The sequence below is a fragment of the Labilithrix sp. genome (genome assembly GCA_019637155.1).
Taxonomy (GTDB): Bacteria; Myxococcota_A; Polyangia; order Polyangiales; family Polyangiaceae; genus Labilithrix.
Window position 1 is genome coordinate 122,869 of the sequence record JAHBWE010000005.1, and the last position, 24,319, is coordinate 147,187.

A 24,319-nucleotide genomic window follows, 5' to 3' on the forward strand; every position below is an offset into this window, starting at 1 on the left:
CCACTTCCACGGTTCGGTCGTCCACATGTTTTCGCATCGGCGATAGCCTGAGTGCGTGAAGCTCCTTCGCCTCGTGGTTCCTACGGTGGGTGCATTTGCGGGCGGCCTCTTCCTCGGAGGCCTCCGCGCCGAGGCCACGCCGGCCCAACAAAACCCGTACGAGGTGGTCAACCAGCTCGGCCGCGTGCTCGTCCAGGTCGAGAACCACTACGTCGATCCGGCGCCTCGCGAGAAGCTCGTGGAGGGCGCGATCAAGGGCATGGTCGACGCCCTCGATCCCCACTCGAGCTACCTCCCCGCCGAGGAGTGGAAGCAGTTCCAGAGCGACACCGAGGGCAAGTTCGGCGGCGTCGGCATCGAGGTCGACGGGCGCAACGACAAGCTGATCATCATCGCGCCGATCGAGGGATCTCCCGCGCAGAGGGCCGGGATCAAGAGCGGCGATCAGATCGTCGGCGTCGACGGCGAGGACGTCCTCGGGCAGCCGCTCGACAAGGTCGTCAAGCGCATGCGCGGCGCGCCGGGGACGAAGCTGAAGATCACGGTGCTGCGCGAAGCGAAGAACGCGCGCGCGCACGAGCTGAAGGAAGAGGCGCTCGACGCGGGCGCGTCCCCCGACGCCGCGCCGCCGGAGCGGCAAGGGCAGACGCTCTCGTTCGAGCTCACGCGCGAGATCATCCACGTCTCGGCGGTGCTCTATCGGCTCCTCGACGGCAACGTCGGCTACCTCCGCATCAAGCAGTTCCAGGAGCGCACGCACGCCGAGCTCCTCGCCGCGACGGCGAAGATGCGCCAGGAGGTGGCGGCGGCCGGCAAAGGCGGCACGCTGCAGGGCATCCTCCTCGATCTGCGCTCGAACCCGGGCGGCCTCGTCGACGAGGCGACCGAGATCGCCGACGAGTTCCTCGCGAGCGGCGGCATCTATTCGATGCGCCATCGCGGGCAGGTGATCGAGGACCTCAAGGCGCGCTCCGGCGGCGCGTTCGTGGACATGCCCACCGTCGCGCTCGTGAACGAGTGGAGCGCGAGCGCGAGCGAGCTCCTCGTCGGCGCGCTCCAAGACAACAAGCGCGCCACCGTCGTCGGCGCGAACACGTTCGGAAAGGGCAGCGTGCAGAGCATCCTCCCGCTCCCGAACGGCGCGGGCCTCAAGCTCACGACCGCGCGCTACTACACGCCGAGCGGTCACGCGATCCAGGCCGACGGCATCCACCCCGACGTCGTGATCGAGCCCGGCACGCGCGCGCCGAACGAGCCCGCGAAGGTGCTCCGCGAGCGCGACCTGCCGGGCCATCTCCCCGCCGAAGGACCGCAAGGCGGCAACGCCCCGTCACGCGCCCCGACCACCGACGCCGGCCTCACCTCGAGCCCCGAGGACGAGGTCATCGGCTCCCGCGCCCGCGACATCCCCTTCGACCCGAGCCAGTCCCGCGACGTCGTCCTCCGCGTCGGCTACCAGACGCTCCGCACCGCGATGAGCCAGCGCTCGACGCTCACCAAGTAGCCGGCGCTCGTGTGGCCAAAGAGACGGAACGCCCAGGGCAACTCCTCGGGGCCCCAATGCCCGAAGAGCGGCGCCCGCGGGCGCCGGTCGATGGGTTGGGGCGGGGTATGGGGCAGAGCCCCATCGTGACCAGCGCTATCCGCGCACGCGGATAGCATACGTGAGCTTCGCGACGCTCTTCAGGACGTTGGGGACGCGCTTGAAGAGGTTGATCGACGGAGGGCGCTTCTCGATGACGCGCACGGGGATCTCGCGCGTCTTCACGCCGCCGCGGTCGGCGCGGATGACGAGCTCGCTCGCGAACACGTCCTTGTCGACGAGGCACGCGCGCACGATGTCGATGAGCGCGACGCGGCGGAACGCCTTGAGGCCGTGCGTGTCGGTCCCGCGGAAGCCGAGGAGGACCTTCAGCATCGACGAGTAGGCGATGCTCGCGACGTGACGGATCGCGGGGCGATCGTCCTCCGCGCCGGCGGCGAGCTTCGAGCCGATGACGAGGTCCGCTTCGCCGCTGTCGAGGATGTCGACCGCGCGGCGGTGGAAGTCCGCATCGCAGAGGTCGATCTCGTCGCAGATGACGATCTCCCCGCGCGACAGGAGGATGCCTTGTTTCAGGGCCTTGCCGTAGTTCGGCTCGCCCATGCTGATGATCTTCACCTGGCCTTCGGGGCCCGCGTATTTCTCCGCGAGCTCCTGGCCGATCGCGATCGTGCGGTCCCGCGATCCGTTCTCGGCGAGGATGATCTCGTAGCTCCACGCGAAGGGCCGGAGGCGCTCGCGGATGTCCACGATCGCAGCGTGGAGGATGGCCTCCTCGTTGTAGATCGGGATCACGATCGAAATGCGCGGCGCCGCGGAGCTGGTCATCTTCCTTGCGGCGCCCTCCTTACCACGATTAGCGTGCGCTGCGATGCGTACGCATTCCTCCTTCCGGGCGCTCTTCATCGTCCTCGTGCTCGCCGCCGCCGGCTGCGACAAGGACAAGCCGAAGCCGGAGGAGACGAAGAAGTCCGAGCCGACGCCGGTCCCGTCGGACCTCGTCTTCAACGACTTCATCCCTTCCACCGGCGCGCCGCTCGGCGTGCGCGCGCGCGACGCCGGGATCGAGGGCGGCCTCGCGGAGGTCGCGGGCGGCGCGGAGCCGGGCGATCCGAACGCAGGAGGCGCGCCCGACAACCTGAAGGTCACCGATCCCGGCGCGGATCCGAAGGCCGCGCGCAAGTACACCTTCGTGCAGGGGCGGGTCGAGAAGCGCCTCCTCACGATCTCGCAGAGCACGTCGGGCTCGATGGGAGGACAGACGGCGCCGCCGCAGGAGGTCACCTTCAAGCTCCATCTCGACCTCACGCCGAAGCAGGTGAAGAAGGAGGGCACGGCGATGGAGCTGAAGCTCACGAAGGTGGAGATCCCCGGCGCGCCTCCGCAGCTCGCGCCGCTCCTCGCCGGTCTCAACAACCTCGCGGGCGTGTTCGACGTGTCGCCCCAGGGCGAGGCGGGGGAGGTGCAGTTCGGAGCGCCGCCGCAGGTGCGGAGTCAGGACGAGGCGCGCCTCTTCCAGAGCGTCCTCCAGGGCTTGAGCCAGGCGGCGCAGCTCCTCGTCGCGCCGCTGCCGGAGGCTCCGATCGGCACCGGCGCGAAGTGGGAGCTCCCGGGCTCCACGCGTCCGGGCGAGCCCGACCTCGGGACGAAGAAGTTCGCGGCGAAGGAGCTCGCGGCCGATGGCGGCGTCATCGAGGCGGAGATCGAGGTGAAGGTCCCGCGTCGCGCGCAGCAGACGAAGGGCGGGACCGTCTTCATCGAGGTCGACGGCAAGGGAAAGTACACGTACCAGACCAAGTTCAACGCGCCGGCGAGCAAGGTCGAGGGCGAGCTCACGATCAACCAGAAGGTCGAGGTCCCCGCGCAGGGCGGCCAGCCGAAGCAGCTCATCACCGAGACGCAGACGTCGAAGCACACGGTCGAGCTCGCGAAGTAGGCAAAACCCGTAAGCATCCTGTGCGCTTCCTGTGCATGACCTGTGCACTACTGCACAAACGTACCGTCCACCGTTGACAGCCGCCTCCCGGTGCGTACAGATGCGCGCCCACGCCGCTCGCCTACACCCCACCAAGCTGGGGCCGCCCCGCAAAGCGGGGGGTGAGGGGGGCGGCAGCCCCCATTCATCTTGAGCCGGTAGCGCAGCGAACGGCGAAAGATCGGGGCATGGGGCGGAGCCCCATCAGGAGGAGAGATGGCGGAAGGTCTGAACAAGGTCATGTTGCTCGGGAACCTCGGCGCGGATCCCGAGCTGAAGATGACGGCCGGGGGCCAGGCGCTCCTGAAGCTCCGTCTCGCCACGACCGAGAGCTACCTCGACAAGAGCAACACGCGTCAGGAGCGCACCGAGTGGCACTCCGTGACGATGTGGGGCAAGCGTGGTGAGGCGCTCTCGCGTTTCCTGCAGAAGGGGGAGCGCATCTTCGTCGAAGGCCGGCTGCAGACGTCGAGCTACGAGAAGGACGGCGAGAAGCGCTACCGCACGGAGATCATCGCGAACAACATCATCCTCGGCGGCCGCGGCAAGGGCGGCGGCGACTTCGAGGGCGGCGGCGGTGGCGGTGGGGGTGGTGGCTTCGAGCGGCGACCCCCGCGCAGCAGCGGTGGTGGCGGCGGTGGCGGTGGCGGTGGCGGGCGTCCGCAGCAGAGCCCGGAGCCGCCCCCGGTCGACGACTACGGCGACTTCCCCGGCGGCGACGACGACATCCCGTTCTGACGGCGGCGGCTGCGCTTGCATTGGGGCTGGGGGGTCGACTATGAAAGCCAACCCTTCCTCCAAACGAGCCTTTTTCGCTCGAGGACGAGGGAGCTTCGAAGAGGTTCGTCATGCGTGAAGGCATTCATCCCGAGTATCCGCCCGCGACCGTGAGCTGCGCGTGCGGGAACACGTTCGTTACCCGTTCGACGCGCGGCGACTTCCAGGTCGACGTCTGCGCCGCTTGCCACCCGTTCTACACGGGCACGCAGAAGCTCATCGACGCTGCCGGTCGTGTCGACCGCTTCCGCAAGCGCTACGGCGACGAGAAGAAGGTCGACACGAAGGCCGCCGGCCAGGCCGCGCAGGAGAAGAGCCTCAAGGAGGCCGCCGCCGCCAAGGCCGAGCGCGAGGCCAAGAAGGCCGCCGAGCCCCCGAAGCCGAAGAAGGAAAAGAAGGCCGAGGCCCCCGCGGCCTCCGCCGAGCCCGCCGCCGCCGAGGCCGCCGCGCCGCCCGCCGACGCCCCGCCCGCCGAGGGCTGATTCACAGCCTCGCGGCACGGGCGCCGAGCCCCGCCGACTGAAGGCTGATCCGAAGCTCGCGCCCCCCGACGCTGGTCACGCACCACCGGGAGGGCGTCGTAGCATGAGCCTCGGCCCGACGCTCTCGCTGGTCACACACACCGGCGAGGGCGTTGCTGCATGAGATGAGCCTCGGCCGACGCTCTCGCTGGTCACACACACCGGCGAGGGCGTTGCTGCATGAGATGAGCCTCGGCCGACGCTCTCGCTGGTCACACGCACCGGCGAGAGCATCGTTGCATGAGCCTCGTCCCCGCTCTCGCTGGACACACACCGGGGAGGGCGCCGCAGCATGAGCCTCGCCCCGACGTTCTCGCTGGTCACACACCGGGGGGCGTCCAGCATGAGCCTCGCGCCGCTGGTCACACACGCGTCGCAGCATGAGCGTCGCCCGACGCTCTCGCTGGGCGAGGGCGTCGCTCTTCGCGGCTCCGCCGAGGCCGCCCCGCCGAGCTCCCGCCGAAGGCTGATTCGTGGCGTCGCCGCGCCGGCCGCCGAGGCCGCCGCCACCGAGCCGGGCCGCCGAGTCCCCGCCGAAGGCTGATTCACGGCCTCGCCGCGTCGGACGCCGGGGCCGCCCTCCCGCCGGGCGGCGAAGGCGTGTGAGGCCCGAGTGGCGAGGACGGCCCCCAGGTGCGTGCGTCCGAGTGGGGAGGAGGCCGAGTGGCGAGGGAGGTGCGCCCAAGCGCGTGGGCCCGAGTTGCGAGATGTCCAGGCGCGCGAGGTTGCAGGGCGCGGGGCTGGTCAGCGGGAGCGTGGGGCTTTTGGGGCGGAAAGGCCGGTGGGTGAGTAGCCGAGAAGGCCGCTGGTGCGTAGAGTAGACAGCCGATGTCTGACGCCGCTCCGATTGGTACGCCCGCTCGTCCTTACATTGGGGGCCAGGCCGTCCTCGAAGGCGTGATGATGCGCGCGCCCACCTCCTTCGCGATCGTCGTCCGCCGCCGGGACGGCTCGCTCCACGTCCGCGAACGCGCCATGACCGTGGGCGAGGAACGGAAGGGTTTCGCCAAGCTCCCCCTCGCTCGCGGCATCGCCTCGCTCGTCGAGAGCCTCCGCCTCGGCAGCGAGTCGCTCCGCTTCTCCGCCGAACAGATGGAGCGCGACATGGAGGCGGAAGAGGCCGAGCAAGCCAGGGCGAAGGCCAAGGCCGGCGACGCCGCCGCGAAGGCGACGGAAAAGGGTAAAACGACGGAGAAGGGTAAAGCGGCGGTGAAGACCGCCGGCAGCGGCGCGCTCAACGCGCTGCGAGCGATCGGCTACACGCTGTTCCTGCTCACGACGTCGGAGGCGACGTCGGGGGCGGCGCCCGCCGCGTCGAGCTCCGCGGAGAAGGCGGCCGAGGGCGACGATCCGTACCGCAAGAACGCGCTCGTCGTCGAGCCGCCGAGAGACGAGAAGAAGGGCTCGCGCGCCCCCATGACGATGATGCTCGTCCTCATGGTCGGGTTCATGATCGCGCTGCCGCAGGCCGCGGCGGCGGGGGTGAATCGGCTCCTCCACCTGAACCTCGACGTGCAGTCGCCCGGGTTCCAGGCGCTCACCGGCGCGTTCAAGCTCACGATCGTGATCGGCTACCTCTTGCTCGTCCGCAACGTGTTCGCCGACATCCGCCGCGTGTTCCAGTACCACGGCGCCGAACACAAGACGATCACCACCTACGAGCACAACGAAGCGCTCACGGTCGAGAACGCGAAGAAGCACACGACGCTGCACCCGCGCTGCGGGACCACCTTCCTCGTCATGGTCGCGATGGTCTCGATCCTCGTGTTCACCGCCGTGGGCGGGTTCCTCCCGAAGATCTCGACCGGCAACGCCGCCCTCGACAACGTCGTCTTCTTCCTCGAGAAGCTCCCGTTCCTCCCCCTCATCGCCGCGGTGACGTTCGAGATCCAGCGCTTCTTCGCGCGGCACTGCACGACGGGGCCGCTCCGCGCGCTCCTCTGGCCCGGCTTCCTCTGCCAGAAGATCACCACGATCGAGCCCGACGACGACCAGCTCGAGGTCGCGCTCGCGTCGCTGCGCGTCACCCTCTTCCGTGAGTCCGGCGAGGACGTGAAGTCCGGCGGCGACGTCCGCTACAAGGACTTCGACGCGCTCATGACCTCGCCCCAGCTCCGCCGCGCCGCCTGATCCTGGTCCGCGCCGCCTCGCTGCTCGCCGTCGCGTTCGCGTGCGCGCTCGGCGCCGCCTGCTCGAGCGCCGACCCGCCGCCCGGCGACTTCGCGAGCGGGCCGTGCCCCGACCTCGACCTCGACGAGGACTCGACCCTCGGCTGCGAGACGCTGCGCGTGCCGCAGGCCCACGCCGACCCGGCAGGTCCGAAGCTCGGGCTCCGCGTCATGCGCGCGCGCGGCGGCGAGCCGGGACGGGCGCGCGGCGGCGAGCCGGGGCGGGCGCCCGTCGTCTTCCTCCAAGGCGGCCCCGGCGGCACCGTGCGGTCGTTCGCGCAGGGCGGGTTCGCGGAGCGGTACGCGCGCCTCTTCGAGCGCGACGTGATCCTCCTCGAGCAGCGCGGCAACGCGCTCTCCTCGCCCGCGCTCGACTGCGGGATCAACCCCGCCAACCCGGCGAGCGAAGCGGCGTTCCGCGCGTGCACGGAGAAATACGCGCGCGAGGGCGTTCGCATCGAAGGGTTCAACACGATCGAGAGCGCGCACGACGTCGACGCCGTGCGCCGCGCCCTCGGCGTGCCGAAGGTCCTCCTCTGGGGAGGCTCCTACGGCGCGTACCTCGCCGCGACGGTGGCGCGCCTCCACCCCGAGAGCGTCGAGGCGCTGCTCCTCGAGTCGCCCGCGCTGACCGGACGGCCGTACCGCGCCTTCGATCAGTTCCGCCGCCGCGGCGCCAAGGTCGACGCGTTCAACGCGTGGCTGAAGGACGCGTGCGCCGCGAACCCCACCTGCGCCGAGCGCTACCCCGCGTTCGACCCCGCGGCGGAGATCGGGAAACTCGTGGAAAGCGCGAAGACCATGCCGGTCGTGCTCGCCGACGGCGTGCTCGTCGACTCCGAGGAGACCATGCGCGCCGCGCTCACCGGCGCGCTCTACTTCGTGCCGAACGCGGTCTTGCTCGTGCGCGCGGTGTGGCACGCGAACCGCGGCGAGCTCGACGCGTTCCTCGACGGGACGACGGTGAGGGGACGCCCCGCGCGCGCGTACCTCGGACGCGCGGTCAGCGTCGACGGCATCGCCTACACGACGAGCAACGTCGTCAACTGCTACGACCTCACCCGCAACTGGACGCGCGAAGGGCTCGAGGCCGCGACGGAGGGCCTCTTCGAGCCCGACGCTCGGGTCGACGTCGTCGAGGCGTACGGCGAGCTGCGGCGGACGTGCGACGCGCTCCCCGCGCCGACCGTGCCGCAGGAAGAGCTCGCGGTGCCGGTGTCGACCGCGATCCCCACGCTCTTCCTCGCCGGCGACCTCGACCACCCCACCCCGGTCGAGGACGTGATCGCCGATCAGCCGCGCTTCTCGCGCTCCCAGCTCGTTCGCTTCACCTGCTCCGGCCACGGCATCGAGCAGAGCGCGCGCGACTGCTTCGGCTCCCTCGTCACGCGGTTCTTCGCCGACCCGGGCGCGCCGCTCGACCCGCAGTGCGCGATCGATCGCTGCTCGAGCTCGGACCTCGGCGCCACGACCGACCTCTTCATCGAGCTGCGATGAGCGCGAGATGAGCGCGAAAGGAGCGTGGTAGGCTGGAGTCTTCATGCTCCCTGTCGAGAAGCTCGAGCAGCTCACCCGGCGCTACGCCGAGCTGGACGAGCTCATGTGCCGGCCCGACGTGCTCGGCGACCGCAACCAGCTCGGAAAACTGACGAAGGAACGAAGCGACCTCGAGGCGCTCGTCGCCGCGTTCGGCCGCTATCGCGAGACCGAGAAGAAGCTCAAGGAGGACGAAGAGGCGCTCGCCGATCCCGAGCTCCGCGAGCTCGTCGAGGCCGAGATCCCCGAGCTCCGGACCGCGCTCGCCACCCTCGAGGGAGAGATCCAGGTCCTCCTCCTCCCGAGCGATCCGAACGACAAGAAGAACGTCATCCTCGAGATCCGCGGCGGCGAGGGCGGGGAAGAGGCCGCCCTCTTCGCGGCCGATCTGTTCCGCATGTACACGCGCTACGCGGAGACGTTAGGCTGGTCGATCGAGCTCCTCTCGATGAGCGAGAGCGCGACCGGCGGCTACAAGGAGGTCATCGCGCTCGTGAGCGGGAAGGACGTGTACTCGAGCCTCCGCTACGAAGGCGGCGTCCACCGCGTCCAGCGCGTGCCCGCGACCGAGACGCAGGGGCGCATCCACACCTCGACCGCCACCGTCGCGGTGCTGCCCGAGGCCGACGACGTCGACGTCCAGATCGACGAGAAGGACCTCGAGATCTCGATCGCGGCGAGCGGCGGGCCCGGCGGGCAGGGCGTCAACACGACGAACAGCGCGGTCCAGATCCAGCACAAGCCGACCGGCCTCATCGTCAAGTGCCAGGACGAGCGCTCGCAGCTGAAGAACAAAGCGAAGGCGATGAAGGTCCTGAAGAGCCGCCTCCTCGACATCGAGCGCGAGAAGCAGGAGGCCGCGCTCTCGGCCGAGCGGCGCGGGATGGTCGGGACGGGGGAGCGGAGCCAGAAGATCCGGACCTACAACTACCCGCAGAACCGCGTGAGCGACCACCGCATCAAGCTCACGATCAACAAGCTCGATCGCATCGTCGAGGGGGACCTCGAGGAGATCGTCACCGCGCTCCGGACCTACCGCCAAGCCGCGCTCCTCAACCAGGTCAACGGCGGGACCGCGGCCGGGCTCTTCATGAGCGGTGGTGACGAGGACGACCTTTGAGCGCGCGTCCGTCCTCGCCCCCTCCGCCGCGCCCCGCGCTGCCCGAGCTCGAGGCCGTCGTCGTGGCGATGATCGTCGCGCCCGGCGTCTACGCGCGGAACCGCATGTTCGACTTCTTCGAGAGCGCCGCCGCGCAGAAGGCGCGTAAGCGCGCGGCGACGGTGCGCGGGATCGTCCCCCAGCTCGCGCGCGCCACCTCGGTCACCCTCACGCCGAGCGGCGACGACGCGTGGACGCTCCGCTACGTCGTCCTCGCGGTGAGCCTCACGCGCGTCGTCGAGCTCACGAGCGCGGAGCTCGCGGCGCTGCGGACGATCGCGGAGCGCGCGCACGTGTCCGTGCTCCCCTGCGAGGAGTCCGATCGGGACCTCGTCGCGAAGCGCCTCGCGAAGCTGATGAAGCCCGAGTGAAGCGCTGGCTCGGAGCGAGCCTGCTCTCGTGCATGATCGCGACGCGCGCCTCCGCGCAGTCGACGACGCCGGCGAAGCATTCGAAGTACGAGGACGAGTCGCTCGATCAGGCGATCGCGCGGTTCGGATCGGCGCTGGAGCTCGAGCCGGAGGGGAAGATCCTCGAGGGCGTCGACGTCGTGCCGCTCGAGGTGATCGAGGCGCGCGATCCGGCGCCGGGCCTCCTCAACATGTTCCACGTGACGACGCGGACGGGCGTGATCCGGCGCGAGGTGCTGCTGAAGATCGGCGAGCCGTACCGGCAGTACCTCGTCGACGACACGACGCGCGTGCTCCGCACGTTCCGCCAGCTCTCCCTCGTCATCGCGACCCCGACGAAGGGCAGCGCGCCCGATCGCGTGCGGCTCCTCATCGTGACGAAGGACGTCTGGAGCCTCCGCGCGCAGTCGGACTTCGGCGTCGGTCCGAAGGGCATCGATCGCCTCCGCATCGAGCCGATCGAGCGCAACGTCTTCGGCACCTTCGACTCCGTCTTCGGTCGCTTCGAGCTCTTCCCCGCGACGATCATGTTCGGCGGCGGCCTCTACGTCCCGCGCCTCGCCGCGCGCGCGCTGTACTTCGCGGCCGACGGGAACGTCATCCTGAACCGCGATCACGGGCACGTCGAAGGCAGCTACGGGTCGGCCGTCGTCCGGCAGCCGCAGCTCTCGGCGCGGCAGCCGTGGTACTGGGCGATGAGCACGGCGTGGCGCAACGAGATCCGGCGGCGCTACCTCAACGCCGAGGTCGCGACGTTCGACGCGCCGTCGACGCCCGAGATCGAGCGCTTCCCCGACGCGTACCGCGCGCGGAGCTTCACCCAGAACGGGCAGCTCACGCGCTCGTACGGGCTCGCGCGGAAGAACGACCTCGTGGTGGGGGCGGAGGTCAACGTGCGGGAGTACCAGGGCTACGACCCGCGCTTCCACGGCGCGGCGTTCGCGGCGGACTACCGGCGCCTCCGCACGCCGACGAGCGACACGCGCGCGGCGCCTTACGTCGAGGCGAAGTTCTACGAGAGCCGCTTCATGCGCACGCACGACCTCGACACGCTCGGCCTCGGCGAGGACTACCGCCTCGGCTACGACGTGACGCTGCGGGCGTATCCCGTCCTCCGCGCGCTCGGCTCGACGCGGAGCTTCCTCGGGCTCTCCGCCTACGCGCAGTACTCCGTCCGGCTGGGGAAGGACGGCCTCGGGCGCGTCACGGCGGAGACGCTGGTCGAGGCGCAGACCAGCGACCTTCCGGTGCGCGTCCACGCCGGCAACGCGCAGCTCTACAGCCCGCGCTTCTTCCTCGGCCGCGTCGTCGTCGACGGGCTCGCGATCGTGCGGCCCGCCAACTACCTCAACATCCGCTCGACCGTCGGCGGCGAGAGCCGGCTCCGCGGGCAACCGAGCGGCGTGCTCCTCGGCGCGAACCTCGTCGCGGTGAGCACGGAGCTGCGGACGCGCCCGCTCCACGTCCTCGCGAGCCAGCTCGGGGGCGCGCTCTTCTTCGACGTCGCCGACGCGACCGACGGCTGGCCGCTCCGCCCGAAGAGCTCCGCCGGCGTCGGCCTGCGACTCGTGCTGCCGCAGCTCGATCGCCAGGTGATCCGCTTCGACGTCGGCTTCCCGATCCAGCGCGCGGAGGGCGCGGGCCCAATCGGCTTCTACTTCGCGCTCGAGCAGGCCTTCGCCGCGCGCACCCCCGACGGCTGGAACAGCTTGGCCAACCCGATCGGCACCGGCGCGCTCGGGCAGTAGCTACAGCGCGCCGCGGAGCGAGAGCGATGGTCCATGGAAGATGTCGAATTGGCCGAAATCGGTTCGGAGCGCGCGGCCCTCGGGGCTCGTCGTGTCGCGGTTCACGATCGTGTAGATGAGGCTGCCGCGGTACTCGGCGCGGAGGTCGAGGCGCACGCGGCTGCCGCGCGGGAGGAGGCGGAGCCGGAGGCCGAGCGCGCCGAGGCCGTTGAGGCCGAACGCGGCCTCGCGCGCGTTGTCGCGCGGGCCGTCGGGCAGGAGCGGATCGGGCGTGAAGTAGAAGCCGGTCGGGCCGCCGCCGCCGTAGAAGCCGAGGTCGAGGTACGGCGACCACCGCGGCGCGTCGCCGACGCCGAAGCGGACGTTGCCGCCGAGCATGTAGAAGCGGCTCTCGACCGGCTGCGCCGGCGTCTCGCGCCGGTAGGTGAAGCGGCCGCCGCCGTCGTCCTGTAGCTCGTAGACGATGCGCGGCAGCGTGTACTGGTAGTAGCGCGCGCCGACGACGATCTCCTCCGTGTGCGCCTTGATGTACTCGTTCTCGATCAGCCACAAGAGGTCGTAGCCGACGTCGATCTGGGTCATCTTCAGCTTCAGCGGCGCGGAGGCGACCGCGTTCTCTACGTTCGTCGCCTGGACCTGGCGCAGCTCGCCGGCGGTGAAGTCCGCGACGCGCACGCTCGTGCGGACGCCGAGGAGGCCGAGGCCGGCGTCGATGATGTCGCTCGCGACGCCGGTGATGCCGAGCTGCTCCGTGAACGAGCTCGTCGTGACCGAGCCGCCGCTCTTCCACACCCGATCGGTCGAGTAGCCGAAGGCGAGGTTCGCCGCGCCCGGCAGGCGGATCCAGTCGAAGACGACGTCGAGGCGCGCGCTCGCGAGGATGATGGGATCGACGCGGTAATCGAGCTTGAAGCGACGGCCGCGGAAGTCGACGTTGTCGCCTTTTCGGTCGGCCTCGCCGATCGAGGTGAAGATCGTCACGTCGCCGCCGGTCTTGAGGTCGACGCGGAACGAGTCGAGCGTGATGCCGACGATCTGATCGACCACGCTCTCGGTGAGCTCGAAGCCGGGGCTCTCGTCGACGTCGGTCGCGAGCGCCTTCGCGAGGCTCGACGTCATCTTGTCGAGGAGCTCGGCCTGGCGCGTGAGCGCGTTCTTGATCCCGATGACGTAGGACGGCATCTGCCAGACCTGACGCACGATCTTCAGGTTGGTCTTGAAGGTGAGGTCGCGCGGCGCGGTCGGGAGCCCGCGCACGGTCTGGATCACGATGATGGGGATGAGGGCGAGCGCCTCGAGCTCGATCCGGAACGCGACCGAGAGCGCGTAGAACGCGTCGCGCGCGATCTGCTGCTTGTCCGCGCTCGCGAGCTGGGCGTCGGCGAGGAGGTTCTCGGAGTCTCGGTTGATGTCGTCGGTGGCGGCGAGGAGCTCGCCCTTCGCGCGGGCGACCTTGTCGCGCGTGATCGCGAGCTCGTTCGCGCGCGCCTTCTGCTGCGCGGTGGGGAGGCCGCCGAGCTCGCGCGCGACGCGGTCCTCTTCGTCGACCGCGTCGGCGAGGCGATCGGCGGCGTCGCGGTACGCGATCCAGTGCTTCTTGATGTCGGCGTCGCGCGGGTTCAGCGAGCCGACCGCGTCGAGGAGCGAGGGGTACGTGCCCTTCTCCGGCGGCGGCCCGTACTCGGCCATCGTGCGCTCGATGTGGAGCCGGTAGCATTTCAAGATCGGGATCTCGACGTCGTCGAGGTCCTTGTACGGGTACTTCTTCCGGAGGACGTCCTTGACCTCCCGGAACTGCGCGTCGGTCATGCCGAGGCGCCGGGGCCACATGTCTCCCGGCGTGTAGCTCGTTCCGGTGAGGATGCGGTCGACGAGCTGCAGCGTGACCGCCACGTCCTCGACCCGGTCGATCGAGACCTTCACGTTCGGGTCTTCGTTCGCGTAGGCGCGGAACGCGCGGACGTTCTGGGTGTGCGCCCCGCAGCCGTTCAGGAGGAACAGCGCTCCGGCGAGACCAAGGACGCGATGAAAGGAGCCGCGCTCCAAAGACTTCTTCCCCCGAATCTCGCGTTGGACGGACCCCGAACCGTTCGATTCAGGCTAGCCGGGCGGCCAGCTCATCGCGCGGCCGCCGAGGACGTGGACGTGGACGTGGAATACCGTCTGTCCCGCGTGCTCGCCGTCGTTGACGACGAGCCGGAAGCCGTCTCGCACGAGCCCCTCTTTCTCGGCCACCTTCCGCGCCGCGACGAGCACCTGCCCGAGCATCTCGGCGTGCTCCGCCTCCGCGTCGTGGATCGCGGAGAGGTGCTTCTTCGGGATGACGAGGACGTGCTTCGGGGCGACGGGCCGGATGTCCCGGAAGGCGAGGACGTGGTCGTCCTCGTGGACGACGTCGGCGGGGACCTTCTTCTCGACGATGTTGCAGAACAGGCAGCCCATGGCCGCGAGCGTACTGCAAGGAAACCAAGAGGGCCTGGGTTCCGAAGAAACCCAGGCCCTCTTGGCCGTGTCTATGCGCGCGAATGCTCGCGTGAAGAGACCACTACTTCGGCGGATCGGCCGCGGGGGCCGCCGACGAGGCGGGGGCCGCCGAGTCGGCCGGCGCAGCCGTATCGGCCGGCGGCGAGGTCGTGGTCGTGTTGGTGGTGGTGGGGTTGTCGGCCGGCTTGTCGCCGCCGCCGCACGCCATCGCGAGCGCCGAGATGGCGCAAAGAACGAAGAGCTTATTCATGATTGATGCCTCCAGGGCGCTGTTTTCCTGCGGATTTGCCCCATCCGTCAAGAAAAAGGCGCCGTTGACGTCCGGCGCCGCAGCCGGTAAGTCTTCCCTCGCTGCCACGAGTTGGGCACAAATCGCGGCGCGGTAGCCAAGTGGTTAGGCAACGGTTTGCAAAACCTTTCGCGTGGTGCCGCAAGGAGTTGAAACAAAACGGCTTCTGAATTGCTTGTGGTATACACGAAATACCAAGAGGCACACGAGACGGCGCGTTTCGTCCCAGGGCCTTGAAACGACAGCGTGGCGCGGTAGCCAAGTGGTTAGGCAACGGTTTGCAAAACCGTCATACGTCGGTTCGAATCCGATCCGCGCCTCCGGAGAGGCTGAAAAATAGGCGTTTCGTCCACGAAGCGCATCGGTTTCGGCCACCGATGAGCACCGACGATGCGGTCCCACGACACGAGCCTGGACGCGTACGAGCTGCAGCTCCGCGGCTACCGGCAGATGTCGCCGGCGAGGAAGAGCGAGCTCGTCGCCGAGCTGAGCGAGACGGTGCGTGAGCTCGCTCGCGAGGGGATCCGTCAGCGCCACCCCGACTACGACACCGCCGATGTCGACCGGGCCCTGGTAGCCCTCGTCTACGGGCCGGAGGTGGCTCGCCGCGTCTTTCCCGGCACCACGGTCACGCCCGCGTGAGCGAACCGGGTCGGTTCCTCGCACGCCTCGTGGCGGCGCTCGACTCGGCTGGGGTGCCCCACATGCTGGCTGGCTCCTTCGCCAGCGGCATCCACGGGACGCCGAGGTCGACCCAGGACATCGACATCGTCATCGACCCGACATTCGATTCTCTCGACCGGTTCCTCGCCGCGATGAAGGGCGACGACGTCTACCTCGACGCCGACGTCGCGAGGGACGAGTTCAAGCGCCGGAGCCAGTTCAACGTCATCGACAATGCGACCTTCTGGAAGGCGGACCTCATCTTCCGCAAGGCCCGTCCCTTCAGCCGCTCGGAGATGGACCGCCGCGTTCCGATGCAGGTGCTCGGCGTCGACGCCTACGTGGCGTCGGCGGAGGACACGATCCTCGCGAAGCTCGAGTGGGCCAAGCTCGGCGAGTCCGAACGGCAACTCCGCGACGTCCGCGGCATCCTCGACGTGAAGGGCGACGCGCTCGACCGGGCGTACATCGAGAAATGGCTCGACGACCTCGGCGTCCGGGAGCTGTGGCAACGGGTGACCAAGGCCTAGCAGCGGCCCACGAAGGGTCGCTCGATCAATCGCGCGCTGCACCGGCACGCCGCAGCTCGTCTTTCACGTCGACTCGGACGGCGCGGGTGTTCTTCGTCGGCGAGCGTTTCCGACCGTCGTGGCCGAGCACTGCCCCGTGCTCCGAGGGCCGACGGCCTGACGGTCGCCGCTGCGACGACGGTCGTCGCACGGTGTCTCTGCTGCTTTCCTTCTTCGCGCACCGCGAGCATCCTCTTCGCGATGAGCGCGAACGTGAGGGCCACCGCCTTCGTGGAAAGGATCCACGCGATCTACGATCGCGATGCTCCGCGCCAGATCCATCCGCACATCGGTGAGGCGTTTCGCGTTCCGGAGAGCGGCGACCTGCGGATCTTGGCGGTGGGAATCAACTCCTACGTGAGCCCGAAGGACCGTGGGAAGGAGTCGCCGTCGTGGCTGGCCGGGTGGTTCGTCGAGCAGACCCACCGCTACCAGCGCGGAGTGTGGCGCGACCTCAAGGCGCTGGGTGACGCCATCACGCAGCCGCCCTACTGGTTCGCCTCCAAGCGCTTCCGGGGCATGGACTCCATCTTCCTCACGAACGCCGTGAAGATTTACGTTGACGAGGCCGTCGGCAAGCAGGCCGCCCAGCTATCGGCCGCCGACTACGAGCGCCACCTTGCGCAGTGGCACGACGAGCTCGACGCGATGGCCGATCACGGGGCGTTGCCGGACGTCATCGCGATCATCGGCGAACCGTTCTGGTCCTTCGCGTGCGCCTCCCTGCAGAAGCCGGGCGCGTTCAAGGAAGTCAGGACGACCTCTTTCCGCTCGTGCTCGGGGACCTGCCGCCACTTCCTGAACACCGTCGACATCGACACGCGGCATGGAGAGCGTGAGGTCCTCCTGCTCCGTCTCCGCCACCCCGCGGGTCGGAGCCGGACGGGGTCGCCGCGGTGGCTACTCGGACAGGCCGAGTTCCAGTCCGTCGCATCGACCGCGGAGCCGTAGCCAGCCGTACGCTTCCGACGCGCTACGCTCGATCTGCCTCTTGTCGCGTCCTCCTCAAACTCCGCCGCCGAACGCCCGCACCTTGATGGTAGCCCGAGCCCTTCGTCGGGGAGGAGGGCCCCTTCTTCGCGTGCACGAGCGACGTCGGGTACCAACTGGCGCGACGGCACTTCGGGTGCCCAGAGCTGCCACGACCCGGGGCCTGAGTGAGCGCGTGCGCTTTCCGGAGGAGGCCGTCGTCACGGTCGAACGAGACCGCGCCCAAATGGGCCAAGTAGGCTACGGTCCCGACGCCCCGCGAGCCCTCACAACTCCGTGGAAACGTTGAAATACTACGTCGGTATAAACCCTGCAGGAGTACCCGCATGGTCCTGGGTGACCGAGGTCACGCATCAAACCTCATATTTTGAACGGTTTTGTGCTCCGATGGTCCGATAAGGTGTAAAATGCATCTAGTTGCAAAACCGTCATACGTCGGTTCGAATCCGATCCGCGCCTCTGAAGACCCGTAGAGCCGTTCGACGCTCCCGTCGGCGGTTACCGTCTTGACTCGTCCGGGCGCCGCGAAGAGTCTCGCGCGGTGCGCTTCTTCCATAACGCTCCCATCATCATCGTCACCGTCGCGTTCCTCGTGATCGCGGCGATCACCGGCGTCGGCCAGCTGCTCACGTCGCGGCTCGTCCACTCCGCGCACGAGGGGGACTACGAGCTGATGCGCGACGCGTTCGTCAGCCAGCTCAAGTCCTTCGAGGACGAAGCGGCGTCGGACGCCGAGCTCGTCGCGAACGTCGCGAGCGTGCGGAAGGCGTTCGCCGCGCGCGACCGCGCCGCGCTCCAGGCCGAGACGATCCCGATGTTCAAGGTGATCGAGGCGAAGTACGCGATGGACCAGGCGGCGTTCCACACGCCGCCCGGCGTCACGTTCCTCCGCCTCCACGCCCCCGACAAGTTCGGAGACGACCAGACGCCGTACCGTCCGATGCTGTCCGAGGCGCAGCACGAGAAGGCGCTCCGGAAGGGGACCGCGATCACGAAGAACGGGCCCGCGATCTTCGCCATCGTGCCGGTGCTCGACGACAAGGGCCAGTTCGTCGGCACCTTCGAGATGGGGCTCGAGTTCGGCCCCGTCCTGAAGGACCTGAAGACCGCCTACGGGATCGAAGGCGCGGTGTACTTCGAGGAGAAGACGCTCCGCGAGATCGCGACCGACATCGAGCCCGAGGTGATGATCCCGAAGAACCGCTTCGGTAAGTACATGCGGTACTACGCGACCCACCCCGAGCTGATGAGCACGCTCGTCGGCGACAAGGACGTCGACATCACCGAGGGCCGTCGCTACGAGCGGATGGCCTCGCGCGCGCCGTGGGGCGTCCACGTCCTGCCCGTCTACAACTACGCGAACAAGCAGATCGGCGTCGTCGCGCTCGCGACGAGCTTCGCCGCGGACAAGAGCGCCGCCGGGCGCGCGCTCGTGTGGCAGATGCTCGCGGGGCTCGTCGGCATCGTGATCGTCGGCGGCGCCGTCATCATCTCGATCCGCGGGCTCCTCCTCGCGCCGCTCTCGTCGCTCACCGAGCGCATGAAGGAGCTCGCCAGCGGCGCCGAGGCGCGCCCGGCCGATCCGGCGGAGGACTACTGCGACGAGCTGCGGGTCCTCGCCGACTGCTACGAGAAGCTCCGCGGGAAGCGCTCGTGATGCGCCGCAAGCGTTCGCGTTCGCGCGTCCTGTGGGTCACGATCCTCGCGACCATCGTTGGCGTCGCGCTCGTCCTCCTGCCCTCGAAGGGCAGGGGCGCCCGCCCCGGCGAGAAGCCCGCGCCGCTCGCGTCCTCCGCACCGGTCAAGGACGCGAAGGCCGACGAGAAGGCCGAGACGAAGGACGACAAGAAGGACGCTCCTCACGCCGAGGCGCCGGCGGCCGCGCCGGCGGAAGGGGAGGAGCTCACCTCGCTCCCGCTCGGGCGCGGGCTCCCCGTTCACGTCGACGTCGGCGTGTTCTTCCTCGAGGTCCTGGCGTTCGACGACGCGAAGGGGGAGTACGAGGCGACGGTCGACGTCCGGCTCCGCTGGTCGGATCCGCGGCTCGCGTTCCCGCCGAAGGAGACGCTGCGCGGCTATCGCGAGTCGGTCGGCAAGGCGGCCGAGGAGCAGCTCGGCAAGATCTGGACGCCCAACGTCGAGGCGCGGAACCGCTTCGAGATCGGGCCGTACGTCGGACGCCGGCTGCGCATTTATCCGAACGGCAACGTCGAGTCGATCACGCGCACGACGGGGAAATACAAGATCCACGTCCACACCGAAGCGTTCCCCTTCGACCGCCAGAAGCTCTCCGTCGACATGATCGTCCGCGACGACACCGTCGACGACGTGAACCTCGAGTTCGACAAGGACGACGTCGACTTCAGCCACGCCGCGCGCACCGCGGAGCTCGACGGATGGGACCTCGGCCTCGTGGACCTCCACCACGGCACCGTCGCCGGCTGGAACGGCGACCGCTACGCGACGGTGACGGCGACGCTCTTCGTCGATCGCGACGCGTCCGGCACCATCGCGCCGGTGTTCGTACCGCTGATCGCGTCGCTCCTGATCCCGCTCCTCGCGCTCTGGATGAACAAGGCGAGCGACGACGGGTTCGAGGTCGACGCCTTCGAGCTCGCGAACATGGGCATCGGCGGCCTGTTCTCCGTAATCGCGCTCTCCTTCGCGATCTACTCGGCGAACCCGATCCTCGCGAGCGGCGACAACACGGTGACGCGGCTCTTCGGCCTGAACTACGCGGCGCTGGCGACCTCGCTCATCATCGTCGTCACGTTCTTCCGCTACGAGCTCCCGAAGCGGTGGTTCGGCGGCTACGTCCAGCAGGAGGCGTTCAACTTCCTCGCGTGGTCGCTGCCGCTCTTGTCGCTCGCGACCAGCATCGCGTTCGTGCTCGTCGCCGCGTCCTGAACGAGGGTATCGTCGCGGTCCCCCATGAGCTCCGCGCTGCGCACCCTCGTCTTCGATTTCGACGGCACGTTCACGGACATCGAGGCGGAGACGGTCCCGTTCCAGCCCGCGATGATGTCGAGCGTCGCCGATCTCCTGAACCGCGACGTGCGCGAGGACTGGGCGCGCGAGCAGGCGCGCATCGAGCACGCGCCGGAGCAGCACGGTTGGGTCTTCGACGGCCGCGTCGTCGCCCCCGCGACGGCGGATCCTTACCTGCTCGGCAACGCGGTGATGCAGGCGATCTTCGACGGCGCCGCCATCCTCCGCAACCCGCGCACGCGCACCGCGATCACGCAGGCGCTCTACACGAACGCGTACGAGCAGACGCTCACCGCGTTCCGCGACGACGCGCTCGACGTCCTCGAGGCCGCGCTGTCGCGCGCGAACACCCACGTCTACGTCGTCACGAACTCCGACACCCAGGCCGTGACGCGGAAGCTGGAGAAGCTCCTCGGCCCCGGCACCGCGCAGCGCGTCGACGTCCGCGGCAACGCGAAGAAATTCTGGGTCGTCGAGCCCGCGATCGCGAGCGAGCGCTTCAACCGCGTCCCCGAGATGCAGCGCGTGCCGCAGCTCGTCCGCCCGATCTACCTCCGGCGCGGGAAGTACTTCGAGGCGCTCCACGACATCTGGGAGCGCACGAAGACGACGCCGGAAGAGACGCTGGTCTGCGGCGACATCTACGAGCTCGACCTCGCGCTCCCCGCCGCGCTCGGCGCCACGGTCGCCCTCGCGCCGCGCCGCAACACGCTCGCCTACGAGCGCGACGCGGTCACGAAGGCCAACGGCCGGGTGCTCGCGACCCTCTCCGACGTCAAGGCGATGTGGTAGCGGCACCTACCGACGAGCAATTATCCTTGTCCTTCTAGGCTTCTCGACGTCAAACCTGTACGCTCGAACGGTGGCAGTTACGTCGGACGACGACGTCCAGGACGGAGACACGACCGCGGCGGGCATCGCCCCCGCGACGTCGGCTGCCGACGAGGAAGATCGGACGGTTCAGCAGCCGCCCGACTCGCAGCGCCTCGACGCCGCGAAGCGCGGGGTGAGCGCGCAGCCGCAGGCGCGCCCACCTCCGCGCGGACAGGTCGCGGTCCCGGCGGCGAAGCCCGGCACCTCGCCGATGAACGTCACCTCGCCGCCGATGAACGTCACCTCGCCGCCGATGAACGTCACCTCGAAGAGGATGACCGTCGTCGGTCTCGCGCCGCCGGCGATCGCCTCGGCGCCGGGAGCCTCGCCTTCGCCGATGCAGATGCAGACGCAAGAGCGCTCGCCGCCTTCGTCGCGCACGCCCGCGCTGCCGAAGAAGGCGCCGGTCTCCGCCGCGCCGCGTCCCGGCGCTGGCCCCGCGTCGGCGAACAAGCCGGTGAGCAAGCCGGGGGCGTCGGGGGTGGGGTCGTCCGCGGGGTCGTCCCCGACCGAAGCGGAGGAGGAAGACGCGAGCATCACCGCGACCGCGCCAGCGCCGCGCGTGCCGCCGGGCACCATCTCGCCGATCTCGAAGGCGCCGATCCCGCTCGCCGGCGTGCCGAGCTCCGTCCAGATCCGCGAGATGCCGCCGCCGAACGACGCGCCGCCGAAGATCGGGGCCGCGCTCGAAGAGGCCGACGAGACCGAGGTGCGCACCGTCGTGAGCGCTCCGCCCGACGGCAAGCCGCCGCCGGTGCCGGCCGAGACGCTGAGGGCGGACGACGAGGAGGAAGAGGAGCTCGAGGACAGCGTCACGACGCAGGCGCCGTCCGCGATCGTGGGCGGGCGCTTGCCGGAGGAGGACGAGCCGAAGACGTCCCCGCCGCTGCGCTCGCCGCAGCCGCAGGCGTTGCGCTCGCCGCAGCCGACGCCCGCCGCGGGGAGGAGCCCGTTCGACGAGCCCCCGATCCGATCGGGCGCCGGCGCTCCCGAGCCGCCGCCGCCTTCGGAGGACGACGAGGACGCGTACAGCGTCGAGGACAGCGTCACGACGCGGGGTCCTGCGATCCCCGACTTCCGCCTCGACGACAACAGCGTGACCGCCGACGCGCCCGTCGCCGACCTCCCGCCGGAGAGCTCCGGCCGCTGGCCTTCGCCGGCGCAGACCCAGCCTTCGCCGGTGCAGACCCAGCGCGGCGGGCCCGCGCTCCCGCCCGCGATCGAAGACGGCACCGAGGGCACGACGAACCGCTTCCCGAAGCGCCCCGCGCCGCGTCCTGCCGCCGGCTCCTCGCCCGCGGCGTTCGCGGCGACGATGCAGTCGCCCGCGGCGTCGCCGCTTCGCGTGGTCGCGCCCAGCGCGCTCTCGTCGCCGCCGGTCCTCGCCGGCGCGGGCAGCAACAACGTCGACATGATCGGCGCCGACGACATCGACGACGACGAAGGCAACGGCACCGCGGTGATGGTCGGCGCGCCGGTGCTGCCGTCGGGGCCGTCCGGCGCCTCGCGCTCCGCTCGCGCCGCGCTCGTCGGCGGGGCGGCGGGGGCACGCGCGCACGCGACGGCGCTGAGCCCCGGCGTCCGCGAGCCTTCGTCGGACAGCGGCCTCCGCGTCGCCACGCACGAGCAGCAGCACCATCAACCGCCTCCGCCGCCGCCGACCGGCGAGCGCGCGAGCCTCGGCGCGATGATGGCGGGCGCGCTCGCGCAGCAGCACGGCGTCGCGACCGATCGCGGCTCCGGCGTCGCGCCGCGCGAGTACCCCTCGCAGCCGCTCCTGCCGCTCGGCCCGCAGCACCTGCAGCAGCACTACCCGCAGAGCGAGCCCTCGATGGCGCTCGGCGCGACGATCCCCGCGAACCACGGCATGATGCCCGGCGGTCACGCCGTCATGCACGGCGGGCAGATGCAGCAGTACGACTTCGCGGGGTCGATCAAGAAGCCGCGCTACGGCCTCCTCGTCGGCCTCGTCGCGCTGCTCTCGTTCGCGATCCCGCTCGTCTTGTTCCTCCTCCTCAACCAGAACACGGTCGATCCGTTCGTGCGCATGCCAGCCGAAGTCGGCTCCGATCGCGTCTCCCCCGACACACACAAGAACCCGCGCGCCCCGCCCCCCACCCCCACCCCCCGAAAAAGGCGCTAAGACCCGCTGCCTACGCTCTCGGGGGCCCGGGGGCGCGGAGCGCGTCTCCGCGCGACGGCCCCCGGCGGGAGAGCTCGAGAGGGCAGAGCCCTCTCGAACCAGCAAGCGTCTCCGCGCGACGGCCCCCGGCGGGAGAGCTCGAGAGGGCAGAGCCCTCTCGAACCAGCAAGACTAGCGCTTCGCCTTGAGGACCTCGACGCCGTTCATGTACGGCACGAGGGCCTTCGGAAGCTTGATCGAGCCGTCCTCTTGCTGGTGGTTCTCGAGCAGCGGGATGAGGATGCGCGGGCTCGCGACGGCGGTGTTGTTGAGCGTGTATGGGTACGTCGTCGTGCCGTCCGGCAGCTTGAGGCGGATGTTCGAGCGGCGCGCCTGGAAGTCGCCCATCGTCGAGCAGGAGTGCGTCTCGCTGTAGGCGCCCTTGCCGTCGTCGCGGCCCGGCATCCACGACTCGACCTCGTGCTTCCGCGTCTGCCCGAGGCCGATCTCGCCCGTGCACGCGATCGCCACGCGGTAGGGGATCTCGAGCTTCGCGAGGATCGCCTCCGCGTTGCCGAGCAGCTTGTAGTGCTCCTCCTCCGCGACCTTCTCGTCGGGGAGGCAGAAGACGACCTGCTCGATCTTCGTGAACTGATGGACGCGGTAGAGGCCCTTCGTGTCCTTGCCGTACGCGCCGGCCTCGCGCCGGAAGCAGTTCGACATGCCGGCGTAGCGGATCGGGAGCGCCGAATGATCGAGCGTCTCGTCGCAGTGGAGCGAGACGAGCGGCACCTCGCTCGTGCCGACGAGGTAGAGGTCGTCGGCCGTGATCGCGTACGCCTCTTCGTTGAAGAGCGGGAAGAAGCCCGTGCCCTGCATCGCGCGCGCCTTCACCATCACCGGCGGGATCACGAGCGTGAGCCCGCGCTCGACCAGGGTGTCGATCGCGAGCCGCGTGACCGCGACCTCGAGGAGCGCGCCCACGCCCTTCAGCGCGTAGGAGCGGCCGCCGGCGAACTTGCGCGGCCCCTCCCAGTCCACCATCTCGTGCAGCGTCATCAGCTGCACGTGGTCGCGCGCGGGGAAGGAGAAGCTCGGCTTGTCGCCGACCTTGCGGATCTCGACGTTGTCCTCCTCGCCCTTGCCGATCGGCACCTCCGGCCGCGGCACGCTCGGGATCCGGAGCATGAGGTCGTTGAAGCGACCCTCGATCTGCTTGAGCGCTGGCTCGAGCGTCTCGATCTCCGCCTTCACCGTCTTGCCCTCCTCGATCAGCTTCGGGCGGTCGTCCTTCGAGGCCTTCGGGATCAGGGCCGCGATCTCGTTCTTGCGCGCGCGCTGGGCCTCGAGCTTCGTGATCGCCTCGCGCCGCTCCTTGTCGGCGGCGAGGAGCGCGTCGAGATCGACCTCGCAGCGCTTGTTCGCGATCGCAGCGCGGACGGCGTCGACGTTCTGGCGAATGAAGGCAATGTCGAGCATAGGCCGCGAACTCTAGCCTTAAATG

Annotated in this window: 22 protein-coding genes and 1 tRNA gene; 18 read left to right on the top strand and 5 right to left on the bottom strand. The window is 69.6% G+C overall.

The features are described from left to right. The first annotated feature begins 55 nt into the window (after window positions 1-55). Window positions 56-1,504, top strand: a complete 1,449-nt coding sequence (locus KF837_11505) for a S41 family peptidase (protein ID MBX3227937.1) — start codon at window positions 56-58, stop codon at window positions 1,502-1,504. A 135-nt stretch (window positions 1,505-1,639) separates the two neighbouring features. Here the strand turns inward: KF837_11505 and KF837_11510 are convergent, their stop codons facing one another. Next, on the bottom strand, window positions 1,640-2,371 hold the full coding sequence (locus KF837_11510) for a glycosyltransferase family 2 protein (GenBank protein MBX3227938.1): 732 nt from the start codon (window positions 2,369-2,371) through the stop codon (window positions 1,640-1,642). 43 nt (window positions 2,372-2,414) lie between these two features. On the opposite strand from KF837_11510, the gene KF837_11515 reads away from it, so the two are divergent. From KF837_11515 to KF837_11555, 9 genes are all read left to right on the top strand, one after another. After that, complete coding sequence (locus KF837_11515; protein MBX3227939.1) at window positions 2,415-3,479, top strand: hypothetical protein; 1,065 nt, start codon at window positions 2,415-2,417, stop codon at window positions 3,477-3,479. A gap of 255 nt (window positions 3,480-3,734) precedes the next feature. Beyond that, window positions 3,735-4,256, top strand: coding sequence for a single-stranded DNA-binding protein (gene ssb, locus KF837_11520; protein ID MBX3227940.1), 522 nt, complete (start codon window positions 3,735-3,737; stop codon window positions 4,254-4,256). A gap of 110 nt (window positions 4,257-4,366) precedes the next feature. Beyond that, the gene (gene rpmE / locus KF837_11525) at window positions 4,367-4,777 is read left to right on the top strand and encodes a 50S ribosomal protein L31 (GenBank protein ID MBX3227941.1); all 411 of its coding nucleotides are present in this window, start codon (window positions 4,367-4,369) and stop codon (window positions 4,775-4,777) included. Between the two features lie 331 nt (window positions 4,778-5,108). Beyond that, window positions 5,109-5,360 (top strand): hypothetical protein, encoded by a 252-nt coding sequence (locus KF837_11530; protein ID MBX3227942.1) that lies wholly within the window; start codon window positions 5,109-5,111, stop codon window positions 5,358-5,360. Between the two features lie 284 nt (window positions 5,361-5,644). Then, window positions 5,645-6,946, top strand: a complete 1,302-nt coding sequence (locus KF837_11535) for a DUF1385 domain-containing protein (protein MBX3227943.1) — start codon at window positions 5,645-5,647, stop codon at window positions 6,944-6,946. Between the two features lie 158 nt (window positions 6,947-7,104). Then, window positions 7,105-8,481, top strand: coding sequence for an alpha/beta fold hydrolase (locus tag KF837_11540; protein MBX3227944.1), 1,377 nt, complete (start codon window positions 7,105-7,107; stop codon window positions 8,479-8,481). Between the two features lie 43 nt (window positions 8,482-8,524). Continuing rightward, entirely contained in the window at window positions 8,525-9,640 is a 1,116-nt protein-coding gene (gene prfA, locus KF837_11545) for a peptide chain release factor 1 (protein ID MBX3227945.1), read from the top strand. After that, complete coding sequence (locus KF837_11550) at window positions 9,637-10,050, top strand: hypothetical protein (protein MBX3227946.1); 414 nt, start codon at window positions 9,637-9,639, stop codon at window positions 10,048-10,050. The genes prfA and KF837_11550 overlap by 4 nt, the downstream gene beginning before the upstream one ends. Beyond that, window positions 10,047-11,837, top strand: coding sequence for a BamA/TamA family outer membrane protein (locus KF837_11555; protein MBX3227947.1), 1,791 nt, complete (start codon window positions 10,047-10,049; stop codon window positions 11,835-11,837). Before KF837_11550 ends, KF837_11555 begins: the two co-directional genes overlap by 4 nt. On the opposite strand, the gene KF837_11560 is transcribed toward KF837_11555, so the two are convergent. The 3 genes from KF837_11560 to KF837_11570 all read right to left on the bottom strand — a co-directional run bounded on the left by KF837_11560 (window position 11,838) and on the right by KF837_11570 (window position 14,571). Next, window positions 11,838-13,883, bottom strand: a complete 2,046-nt coding sequence (locus tag KF837_11560) for a hypothetical protein (GenBank protein ID MBX3227948.1) — start codon at window positions 13,881-13,883, stop codon at window positions 11,838-11,840. A gap of 54 nt (window positions 13,884-13,937) precedes the next feature. After that, on the bottom strand, window positions 13,938-14,279 hold the full coding sequence (locus tag KF837_11565) for a histidine triad nucleotide-binding protein (GenBank protein ID MBX3227949.1): 342 nt from the start codon (window positions 14,277-14,279) through the stop codon (window positions 13,938-13,940). Window positions 14,280-14,382: 103 nt separating this feature from the next. Further along, entirely contained in the window at window positions 14,383-14,571 is a 189-nt protein-coding gene (locus tag KF837_11570) for a hypothetical protein (GenBank protein ID MBX3227950.1), read from the bottom strand. A gap of 287 nt (window positions 14,572-14,858) precedes the next feature. Between KF837_11570 and KF837_11575 the strand changes: the two genes are divergently transcribed. The 8 genes from KF837_11575 to KF837_11610 all read left to right on the top strand — a co-directional run bounded on the left by KF837_11575 (window position 14,859) and on the right by KF837_11610 (window position 22,836). Then, window positions 14,859-14,930, top strand: a tRNA-Cys gene (locus KF837_11575). Between the two features lie 70 nt (window positions 14,931-15,000). Continuing rightward, entirely contained in the window at window positions 15,001-15,252 is a 252-nt protein-coding gene (locus KF837_11580) for a hypothetical protein (GenBank protein MBX3227951.1), read from the top strand. A gap of 62 nt (window positions 15,253-15,314) precedes the next feature. Further along, window positions 15,315-15,803: a hypothetical protein gene (locus tag KF837_11585; GenBank protein ID MBX3227952.1), complete on the top strand. Its 489-nt coding sequence runs from the start codon at window positions 15,315-15,317 to the stop codon at window positions 15,801-15,803. Between the two features lie 240 nt (window positions 15,804-16,043). Next, window positions 16,044-16,793, top strand: a complete 750-nt coding sequence (locus KF837_11590; protein MBX3227953.1) for a hypothetical protein — start codon at window positions 16,044-16,046, stop codon at window positions 16,791-16,793. Window positions 16,794-17,373: 580 nt separating this feature from the next. After that, window positions 17,374-18,489 carry a hypothetical protein gene (locus tag KF837_11595; protein MBX3227954.1) on the top strand — a complete coding sequence of 372 codons (1,116 nt, stop codon included), beginning with the start codon at window positions 17,374-17,376 and terminating at the stop codon, window positions 18,487-18,489. Further along, a complete protein-coding gene (locus KF837_11600) occupies window positions 18,489-19,739 on the top strand; it encodes a hypothetical protein (protein MBX3227955.1) in 1,251 nt (416 codons plus the stop codon). The genes KF837_11595 and KF837_11600 overlap by 1 nt, the downstream gene beginning before the upstream one ends. Window positions 19,740-19,763: 24 nt before the next feature. Next, complete coding sequence (locus KF837_11605) at window positions 19,764-20,612, top strand: HAD family hydrolase (GenBank protein MBX3227956.1); 849 nt, start codon at window positions 19,764-19,766, stop codon at window positions 20,610-20,612. Window positions 20,613-20,682: 70 nt separating this feature from the next. Continuing rightward, window positions 20,683-22,836, top strand: coding sequence for a hypothetical protein (locus KF837_11610; GenBank protein MBX3227957.1), 2,154 nt, complete (start codon window positions 20,683-20,685; stop codon window positions 22,834-22,836). 171 nt (window positions 22,837-23,007) lie between these two features. On the opposite strand, the gene serS is transcribed toward KF837_11610, so the two are convergent. Further along, window positions 23,008-24,294, bottom strand: coding sequence for a serine--tRNA ligase (serS, locus tag KF837_11615; protein MBX3227958.1), 1,287 nt, complete (start codon window positions 24,292-24,294; stop codon window positions 23,008-23,010). Between the last annotated feature and the right edge of the window lie 25 nt (window positions 24,295-24,319).

Coding starts and splice junctions, on each gene's coding strand:
- prfA (MBX3227945.1), top strand. CDS start 8,525: ATGCTCCCTGTCGAGAAGCTCGAGCAGCTCACCCGGCGCTACGCCGAG.
- KF837_11605 (MBX3227956.1), top strand. CDS start 19,764: ATGAGCTCCGCGCTGCGCACCCTCGTCTTCGATTTCGACGGCACGTTC.
- KF837_11535 (MBX3227943.1), top strand. CDS start 5,645: ATGTCTGACGCCGCTCCGATTGGTACGCCCGCTCGTCCTTACATTGGG.
- KF837_11590 (MBX3227953.1), top strand. CDS start 16,044: ATGAGCGCGAACGTGAGGGCCACCGCCTTCGTGGAAAGGATCCACGCG.
- KF837_11530 (MBX3227942.1), top strand. CDS start 5,109: ATGAGCCTCGCCCCGACGTTCTCGCTGGTCACACACCGGGGGGCGTCC.
- KF837_11515 (MBX3227939.1), top strand. CDS start 2,415: ATGCGTACGCATTCCTCCTTCCGGGCGCTCTTCATCGTCCTCGTGCTC.
- KF837_11570 (MBX3227950.1), bottom strand. CDS start 14,571: ATGAATAAGCTCTTCGTTCTTTGCGCCATCTCGGCGCTCGCGATGGCG.
- KF837_11585 (MBX3227952.1), top strand. CDS start 15,315: ATGCTGGCTGGCTCCTTCGCCAGCGGCATCCACGGGACGCCGAGGTCG.
- rpmE (MBX3227941.1), top strand. CDS start 4,367: ATGCGTGAAGGCATTCATCCCGAGTATCCGCCCGCGACCGTGAGCTGC.
- ssb (MBX3227940.1), top strand. CDS start 3,735: ATGGCGGAAGGTCTGAACAAGGTCATGTTGCTCGGGAACCTCGGCGCG.
- KF837_11580 (MBX3227951.1), top strand. CDS start 15,001: ATGCGGTCCCACGACACGAGCCTGGACGCGTACGAGCTGCAGCTCCGC.
- KF837_11565 (MBX3227949.1), bottom strand. CDS start 14,279: ATGGGCTGCCTGTTCTGCAACATCGTCGAGAAGAAGGTCCCCGCCGAC.
- KF837_11600 (MBX3227955.1), top strand. CDS start 18,489: ATGCGCCGCAAGCGTTCGCGTTCGCGCGTCCTGTGGGTCACGATCCTC.
- KF837_11510 (MBX3227938.1), bottom strand. CDS start 2,371: ATGACCAGCTCCGCGGCGCCGCGCATTTCGATCGTGATCCCGATCTAC.
- serS (MBX3227958.1), bottom strand. CDS start 24,294: ATGCTCGACATTGCCTTCATTCGCCAGAACGTCGACGCCGTCCGCGCT.